Origin of the sequence: Leptolyngbya cf. ectocarpi LEGE 11479 (genome assembly GCF_015207065.1) — a bacterium.
Classification (GTDB): domain Bacteria; phylum Cyanobacteriota; class Cyanobacteriia; order Phormidesmidales; family Phormidesmidaceae; genus Leptothoe; species Leptothoe ectocarpi.
On sequence record NZ_JADEXP010000562.1, the window covers coordinates 1 to 2,382 of the forward strand.

General features: G+C 51.6%; 2 protein-coding genes. One reads left to right on the top strand and one right to left on the bottom strand.

Annotated elements, in window-relative coordinates; all coding sequences use genetic code 11:
• Nucleotides 1-1,326, top strand: a 1,326-nt coding sequence (locus tag IQ260_RS29905) for an ABC transporter substrate-binding protein (protein WP_193996692.1), incomplete at its 5' end; no start/stop codon positions are given.
• A gap of 74 nt (nt 1,327-1,400) precedes the next feature.
• On the opposite strand, the gene IQ260_RS29910 is transcribed toward IQ260_RS29905, so the two are convergent.
• Nucleotides 1,401-2,330 (bottom strand): ChaN family lipoprotein, encoded by a 930-nt coding sequence (locus tag IQ260_RS29910; protein WP_193996693.1) that lies wholly within the window; start codon nt 2,328-2,330, stop codon nt 1,401-1,403.
• Nucleotides 2,331-2,382: the final 52 nt, after the last annotated feature.

Genomic DNA, 2,382 nt, shown 5'->3' on the forward strand with positions numbered 1-2,382 from the left:
GGGATAATCTCCGATAAAGCCACTGATGATGCGACTACATCAAGTTCATCAGATAAAAAAACAGCTGTGGCCCCGTCGGCTTTGACTAAACGTCTGAGTGAGGGTACCCATAGCCTATTGCCCAATCCTTCAGACTTAAAAACGCAGGGCATTGCAGCTTACGCTCAAGGGGATTATGCCCAAGCGATCGCATCTTTAGAAGCGGCCTTAAAGGAGAACCGTAACGATCCAGAGGCGTTTATCTATTTGAATAACGCCCGCATCGGTGATCAAGCTGCCCATACGTTAGCTGCGATTGCACCGGTTGGGACCACCAGTGAGATCGGTTTAGAGCTTTTGAGGGGAGTGGGGCAGGCCCAGCAAGACCTCAATCAATTGATTGGGGACAATGGCATACCGATAAAAATTTTGCTGGCTAATGATGATAACGATCCTAACCTGGCTAAATCAATCGCCACTGAGTTAGTAAATCGGTCCGAGGTTTTAGGGGTGCTAGGCCACTACAGCAGCGGCGTTACTCTAGAGGCCGCCCCCGTTTACGACCAAGGCAAACTGCCCATGGTGTCCGCTGTCAGTACGTCGGTCGAGCTATCGGGATTTAGTCCCTATGTTTTTCGGACCGTGCCTAGCGATAGCTTTGCCGCAGCGGCTCTGGCCCGTCATATGATCGACGGTCTGAATGCTAAAAAAGCTGTGCTTTACTACGATTCCAACAGTGCCTACAGTCTTTCATTAAAGAGCGAATTTACCACGTCTGTCTTTAGTGATGGTGGCGAGGTTATGACTGAGTATGATCTCGCTGATGAGAGTCTGGATGCGGAGCAGCAGATTGCCTTAGCTAAATCACGGGGGGCGGACGTGATTATGCTGGCGTCTAGTACCGATACACTGGAGCCGTCTTTCGATGTGATGGCTGCGGTTAACCAAGAGCTGCCTTTGCTTGGTGGAGACGATCTGTATCATCCCCGAGTTTTAAAGGAAGGAGCCACCGATGCTGAGGGGCTAGTCGTTGCTGTTCCGTGGCATGTGCTCTCAGATCCAGAGTCTCAATTTGTCACCGGGTCGCGTCAGCTTTGGGGAGCGGATGTTAGCTGGCGTACCGCCATGGCCTATGATGCGATCGCATCCCTCGGAGCTGCCGTCATTACAGCTCCGAGCCGCGAAGGCATCCGCACCGCATTACAAGAGGCTAACTTCTCAGCGGATGGAGCGACTGGCGATGTCCACTTTTTGCCCTCGGGAGATCGCAATCGGGCTGCCCAGCTGGTACAAATTCAACCAGGCAACCGGTCTGGTCTCGGATTTGACTTTATTCCCATTGATTAAAGTGCTTTGAGCGGCGTTAAATAAAGTTCCTTTCGACTCCGCTCAAGGAACAGAGCAAAGCCGAAAGGAACGGCTTATTCCGTCGCCTCAGACTCTATCGACTCTGAAAACCAGAAAAAGTCGGCTAGCTCGGGGGCTGTAGATGTGGGATTAAGCAACACACTGTAGGCTACCAGGTCATCGCCCAGACGGCGCTCCACCCGGCTGGGAATACCAAAGCCATAAACAATGTGGCCTTCTCCTGCCATAACAAGCACCTGGGTATTAGGTGCATCAGTTACAAAGTCGGCCACCGATGCGGCCATAGTTTCATCCCAGAGCACCTGGGCTGCAAAAAAATTCTCAAAGCTGGGGCCACTATTGCCATGGCCACCATGCTGACTAAACACCTGGGCCAGCATGGCCTGATAGTTTTCGTTGCTGGTGTCGATGTCGGTCAGGGGAGGAATATGCTCCAAATCCGGCCCTGTTAGGCTAGTTAAGCCCTCTCTAGCGACTTTCTTGGTGATTTCTCGGGGGGTGTTGAGGGCAATTAGCGGAATTTGGTTGGCCTGGGCATATCGAATAATCGGTGCATAGAGTTCCCAATCAAAGCCCCAGCGGGTTTCATATTCGCTTTGCTCGACTAGGTCTGCTTCGGTAATCTCACCGGCAATGTATTGATCTAACACCGACTGAAATGGACGCTGAAACATTTCTAGACCGATGGCAATGTCGCCACGGGCCTGATGCATCGCTGTGATGATGTCTAGCTGAGCAATGTGGTCGGCCTCATCGGTATGGGTTTCACCTAAATAAATGACATCAGCCTGGACTAAGTCAGCGAGAATGTCTTGGTTTGACGGCTGGGTGCTTTGCAGGGCTGGATCGGTGGTTTGAGTGGTTTGTGCGATCGCACCGCTCAATGCCCCAGGACCTGCGGTTGGAAAAATATGATGCCGCCCAAGACCTGCCCCAACGACCAATAACGCTCCGCAGCATCCCAGCAACCAAAAAGAATTCACAACCTCAGCCCTTATAAAAAGTGATTTAGACGTAGTCTAGCCCACTTTTTTG